This window comes from Klebsiella sp. MS 92-3, assembly GCF_000195655.1.
Lineage (GTDB): Bacteria > Pseudomonadota > Gammaproteobacteria > Enterobacterales > Enterobacteriaceae > Klebsiella > Klebsiella pneumoniae.
Genome location: NZ_GL882793.1, coordinates 36,665 through 41,682 on the forward strand (window position 1 = coordinate 36,665; position 5,018 = coordinate 41,682).

Annotated in this window: 6 protein-coding genes; 3 read left to right on the plus strand and 3 right to left on the minus strand. The window is 60.0% G+C overall.

All coding sequences use genetic code 11. From position 1 onward, the window contains the following. Nucleotides 1–38 precede the first annotated feature (38 nt). Together rlmB and HMPREF9538_RS16875 are read left to right on the plus strand one after the other, a co-directional pair. Nucleotides 39–770, plus strand: coding sequence for a 23S rRNA (guanosine(2251)-2'-O)-methyltransferase RlmB (rlmB, locus tag HMPREF9538_RS16880; RefSeq protein ID WP_002885669.1), 732 nt, complete (start codon nt 39–41; stop codon nt 768–770). A gap of 125 nt (nt 771–895) precedes the next feature. Continuing rightward, nucleotides 896–2,533: an isovaleryl-CoA dehydrogenase gene (locus tag HMPREF9538_RS16875; protein ID WP_004222074.1), complete on the plus strand. Its 1,638-nt coding sequence runs from the start codon at nt 896–898 to the stop codon at nt 2,531–2,533. Here the strand turns inward: HMPREF9538_RS16875 and yjfN are convergent. Continuing rightward, nucleotides 2,524–2,799: a DUF1471 family protease activator YjfN gene (gene yjfN, locus HMPREF9538_RS16870; RefSeq protein ID WP_002885673.1), complete on the minus strand. Its 276-nt coding sequence runs from the start codon at nt 2,797–2,799 to the stop codon at nt 2,524–2,526. The genes HMPREF9538_RS16875 and yjfN overlap by 10 nt on opposite strands. Nucleotides 2,800–2,936: 137 nt before the next feature. Then, nucleotides 2,937–3,245, minus strand: a complete 309-nt coding sequence (gene bsmA, locus HMPREF9538_RS16865) for a biofilm peroxide resistance protein BsmA (protein ID WP_002885674.1) — start codon at nt 3,243–3,245, stop codon at nt 2,937–2,939. 209 nt (nt 3,246–3,454) lie between these two features. Here bsmA and yjfP point away from each other — a divergent pair, with 209 nt between their 5' ends. After that, a complete protein-coding gene (yjfP, locus tag HMPREF9538_RS16860; RefSeq protein WP_004178343.1) occupies nt 3,455–4,171 on the plus strand; it encodes an esterase in 717 nt (238 codons plus the stop codon). Here the strand turns inward: yjfP and ulaR are convergent. Continuing rightward, nucleotides 4,168–4,923 carry an HTH-type transcriptional regulator UlaR gene (ulaR, locus tag HMPREF9538_RS16855; protein ID WP_004177697.1) on the minus strand — a complete coding sequence of 252 codons (756 nt, stop codon included), beginning with the start codon at nt 4,921–4,923 and terminating at the stop codon, nt 4,168–4,170. The two genes, yjfP and ulaR, sit on opposite strands and share 4 nt — an antisense overlap. Nucleotides 4,924–5,018 lie beyond the last annotated feature (95 nt).

Genomic DNA, 5,018 nt, shown 5'->3' on the forward strand with positions numbered 1-5,018 from the left:
GGGGGGGGCAGATAACAGAACCTAAAACGAGTACATCAATGAGTGAAATGATTTACGGCATCCATGCGGTGCAGGCACTGCTGGAGCGCGCACCTGAGCGTTTTCAGGAAGTTTATATTCTGAAAGGCCGTGAGGATAAGCGCTTGCTGCCGCTGATCCATGCCCTGGAAGCGCAGGGCGTGGTGATTCAGCTGGCCAACCGTCAGTTTCTTGATGAGAAGAGCGAAGGCGCTGTGCACCAGGGGATCATTGCCCGCGTGAAGCCGGGGCGTCAGTATCAGGAGAACGATCTGCCGGATCTGCTGGCGCAGCTCGATCAACCGTTCCTGCTGATCCTCGACGGCGTAACCGATCCGCACAACCTCGGCGCCTGCCTGCGTAGCGCTGACGCCGCCGGCGTGCATGCGGTGATCGTGCCAAAAGATCGTTCCGCTCAGTTGAATGCGACGGCGAAGAAAGTGGCCTGCGGCGCGGCGGAGAACGTCCCGCTGATCCGCGTCACCAACCTGGCGCGCACCATGCGTCTGCTGCAGGAAGAAAACGTCTGGATCGTCGGAACCGCAGGGGAAGCCGACCATACGCTGTTCCAGAGCAAAATGACCGGCCCGATGGCGCTGGTGATGGGCGCGGAAGGCGAAGGCATGCGTCGTCTGACCCGCGAACACTGCGATGAGCTGATCAGCATCCCGATGGCGGGCAGCGTCTCCTCGCTGAATGTCTCGGTGGCTACCGGCATCTGTCTGTTTGAAGCAGTACGCCAGCGCAGCTAAGCTGAACCATCGACGAATCAAAAAAAGCCATCCTCCGGGATGGCTTTTTTGTGACCGCTCTCGCGGGCGAGTCTCCCTCCGGATAACCATACTTATGGCTATCGCCATTGATGGAGGGAGACACGATGCACTGGCAAACGCACACCGTTTTTAATCAACCCACCCCGCTGAATAACAGCAATCTGTTTCTGTCCGATACCGCTCTGCGTGAAGCCGTGGTCCGCGAAGGCGCCGGCTGGGATGGCGATCTGCTCGCCAGCATTGGCCAGCAGCTGGGGACAGCCGAATCGCTGGAGCTGGGACGCCTGGCCAACAGCAATCCGCCGGAGCTGCTGCGCTATGACGCCACCGGCGCCCGGCTGGACGACGTGCGCTTCCATCCCGCCTGGCACCTGCTGATGCAGGGGCTGTGCGCGAACCGGGTACATAATCTCGCCTGGCAGGAGGATGCCCGCGAAGGCGCGTTTGTCGCCCGCGCCGCCCGCTTTCTGCTCCATGCCCAGGTGGAGGCCGGGACGTTGTGCCCGATTACCATGACCTTCGCCGCAACGCCCCTGCTGCAGCACGCCCTGCCCGCGCCCTTTCGCGACTGGCTGTCGCCACTGCTGAGCGACCGTTACGATCCGCACCTTGCGCCTGGCGGCCAGAAGCGCGGCCTGCTGATCGGCATGGGGATGACCGAGAAGCAAGGGGGGTCTGATGTGCTGAGCAATACCACTCGCGCGGAGAAAACGGCGGAAGGGTTTTACCGACTGGTGGGACACAAGTGGTTCTTCTCGGTGCCGCAGAGCGATGCTCACCTGGTGCTGGCTCAGGCTCCGGCGGGGCTCTCATGCTTCTTTGTGCCGCGTCTGCTGCCCGACGGGCAGCGTAACGGCGTGCGTCTTGAACGCTTAAAAGAGAAGCTCGGCAACCGCTCCAACGCCAGTAGCGAAGTGGAGTTTTATGATGCCTGCGGCTGGCTGGTGGGCGACGAAGGCGACGGCGTGCGGCAGATCCTCAGGATGGGCGGCCTGACCCGCTTTGACTGCGCGCTGGGCAGCCATGCCCTGATGCGTCGCGCCTTCTCGGTGGCGCTGTATCACGCGCTACAGCGTCAGGCGTTTGGCAAAAACCTGGTCGAACAGCCGATGATGCGCCAGCTGCTGGGGCAAATGGCGCTCCGTCTGGAGGGGCAGACCGCGTTTCTGTTTCGCCTGGCGCGGGCCTGGGACCGTCGGGATGATGTCCGGGAAAGCGCTTGGGCGCGCCTGTTTACGCCTGCGGCCAAGTTTGCCATCTGTAAGGCCGGTATCCCGTTTGTCGCCGAGGCGATGGAAGTGCTGGGCGGCATCGGCTATTGCGAGGAGAGCGAACTCCCGCGCCTCTACCGTGAGATGCCGGTCAACAGCATCTGGGAAGGCTCCGGCAATATTATGTGCCTCGATGTGATGCGGGTGCTCAGCAAGCAGCCGGCGGCGATGGAGCTGCTGGCCGCGGAGTGTGCGGAGGTGAAAGGACAGAACCGCCATCTCGACCGCGCATGGCGTCAGCTGCAGCAACTGCTGAAACGACCCGCCGAAGAGCAGGGGAGAGAGATTGCCCGGCTGGTCTATCGTCTTGGCGCGGGGGCGCAGATGCTGCGCCATGCTTCGCCGCCGCTGGCCGAAGCCTGGTGCCGGATGATGCTCGACACCCGCGGCGGCATACGTCTTGACGCGCCGACCCTCGACGACCTGCTGCTGCGGGCTATGGGGCGCGGGCGCCAGGCGCCTCAGGCGTAGAGAATGGCCTGCACGCGCCAGCTGTCCGGCTGTTGTTCCTCGTACATCTGAATAATGCGATACCAGGAGGCGCCTTGCTCGTCTGCTTTGCGGGCAATGGCGTGCTCTACATCCTGTTGGCTACCGGAAAGATTAGTGACGGAGATCAGACCGATTTCATTCAGGCCAGTGACGCAATCCGCGCTGGCGAATTCGGCTGACTGCGCGGACGTATTGGCCGTCGCAGCGGTTAACAGCAGGCTGGATAGGGTAAAAGATCGTTTCATCGTCAGCTCCATTTCACGTAGTCCCAAGGGCAGTCCGTTGCTAACGTCCTGCCAGGTGGCTGGCCGAACGTTATTATGCACAGGAGAACGTGAATGGACGCAAAGCTGTGTAAAGCAGATTTAAAGACGCCGCCTCGTTATCGACGATAGAGGATCGCCTGCGAATACCACTGGCCGGGTACCATGGTGTCATCGATCATGATGATGACGTAGTAATCGGCTTTGGCTGCTTCTGCTTTGGCCTTCAGCGCCGCTTCGACATCCATCGGCGAACCGTACATCAGTACGCTCACCGTGGCCATTTTCTGCAGGCCAGCCGTCTGGTAGCGCTGGATCTCCTGCGGATGGTCGGTGGCGGGCGGCGGGGCTTCTGGCGTTCCCTGCAGGGCGCTACACCCGCTGAGGACGATAGCCAGTAACCACGGTGAAAACCTGCGCATAACCATATCTCGTTTCCTGATAGTGATAGTGTAGTGGTAGCCTTAACAGGATTGCCGGGGAATGTTCCCGAACTGTTATCTCTGACGCGATTTTCGAATGAAAATGTTGTGAAAGCGTAACCGGGTTCTCAACATTATGAATCGTAGCAAACTGGGTTGCCTGGTGAATGAATTTTCCCATGACGCCTAACCACGATAGAGAAGGAAGACGATAAATGATTGCACTAGAAATGCGCAACCTCGGCGGTGGTGAAATTTTACATGCCTGTCCGCAGGAGAGTCTGGATAAGCCCTTGCCCTGTATCGTCTTTTATCATGGCTTTACCTCGTCGAAGCTGGTCTACAGCTACTTTGCGGTGGCGCTGGCCGAGGCCGGATTCCGGGTGATCATGCCGGACGCGCCGGAGCATGGGGCGCGCTATCAGGGCGATGAGGCCGGGCGGATGCAGCGCTTCTGGCCGATTCTGCAGCAGAATTTCAGGGAGTTTCCTGCGCTGCGCGAGGCGATAATCGCTGAAGGATGGCTGGAAGGGGAGCGGCTGGCGGTGGCGGGCGCTTCGATGGGTGGAATGACGGCGCTGGGCATCATGACGCATCACCCCGAGCTGAACAGCGTCGCCTGTCTGATGGGGTCGGGCTATTTTCGTTCCCTATCGCAAACCCTGTTCCCCTCGCCTGATTTTGATGTCGATAGCCTCAACGAATGGGATGTCAGCCATCAGCTGGCGTCCCTTGCCCGGCGGCCGCTGTTGCTCTGGCATGGCGATGCCGATGACGTGGTGCCGCCGGAAGAAACCTTTCGACTAGAGCAGGCGCTGCGGCAGGCTGACCTTGCCGCCAGGCTGACCTGTGTCTGGCAGAAAGGCGTCCGCCATCGCATTACGCCAGAGGCGCTGGCTACCACGGTCGCCTTTTTTCAGCAGCACCTTTAAACGCGGATTACGCTGACGCCTTGATCCTCAAGCTGTTTGAGGATCGCGGCATCGGCCTGTTTGCCGGTGATCACCACGTCTATTTGTCCGGCCTGGCTGAATAGCATCCCGGCGCGCTCGCCGATCTTGCTGCTGTCGACCAGCACCGCCAGTTTGCCGACCACGTTAAGCATTTTTTGCTCGGCCATGGCGGTCAACATATCCGTTTTGTAGAGGCCTTCGGCGGTGAGCCCTTTGCCGCTGGTAAACATCCAGTGTCCGGCATAGAGGCTGTTCTCGCTACCGTGGGGGCTGAGGGTGATGGCGTGGCTGCGGTTGTACTGGCCGCCCATGATAATCACGCTGTCATGCTCCTGGTCGATCAGGTAGTTAGCCAGCGGCAGATAGTTGGTGATGATCTGCACCGGTTTGCCGCACAGTTCCCGACCCAACAGAAAGGCGGTGGAGCCGCAGTTAATGACGATGCTCTCACCCGGCGCGATCAGTTGCGAAGCGGCGCGTGCAATACGCACTTTTTCATCCAGATTTTGCGCCTGGTGGATGTTCATCGGCGTCCAGCGGGGGCGCTGTTCGCTAATGGCTTCCGCGCCATTACGAACCTTTTTCAGTTTGCCGCTTTCATCCAGCTTGTTGATATCACGTCGGGCGGTAGCGGGTGAGATCCCGAGCCGCGACATCACCTGCTCCACGGTAACAAACCCCGTTTGGGCGAGCAGATCCAGCAGAATTTGGTGCCTTTGCGCTTCCGTCATGAGCGAATCCGATTAAAAGTGAACGGCAAAGATGATATTTGAAATCATGTGAAAATACTAACCCTGCGGCGGGGTATTTCCGGCAGGCAGGGCCT

Excerpts from the sequence above, each read along its gene's own strand:
- rlmB (WP_002885669.1), top strand. The coding sequence starts at position 39 with ATGAGTGAAATGATTTACGGCATCCATGCGGTGCAGGCACTGCTGGAG.
- HMPREF9538_RS16875 (WP_004222074.1), top strand. The coding sequence starts at position 896 with ATGCACTGGCAAACGCACACCGTTTTTAATCAACCCACCCCGCTGAAT.
- yjfN (WP_002885673.1), bottom strand. The coding sequence starts at position 2,799 with ATGAAACGATCTTTTACCCTATCCAGCCTGCTGTTAACCGCTGCGACG.
- bsmA (WP_002885674.1), bottom strand. The coding sequence starts at position 3,245 with ATGGTTATGCGCAGGTTTTCACCGTGGTTACTGGCTATCGTCCTCAGC.
- yjfP (WP_004178343.1), top strand. The coding sequence starts at position 3,455 with ATGATTGCACTAGAAATGCGCAACCTCGGCGGTGGTGAAATTTTACAT.
- ulaR (WP_004177697.1), bottom strand. The coding sequence starts at position 4,923 with ATGACGGAAGCGCAAAGGCACCAAATTCTGCTGGATCTGCTCGCCCAA.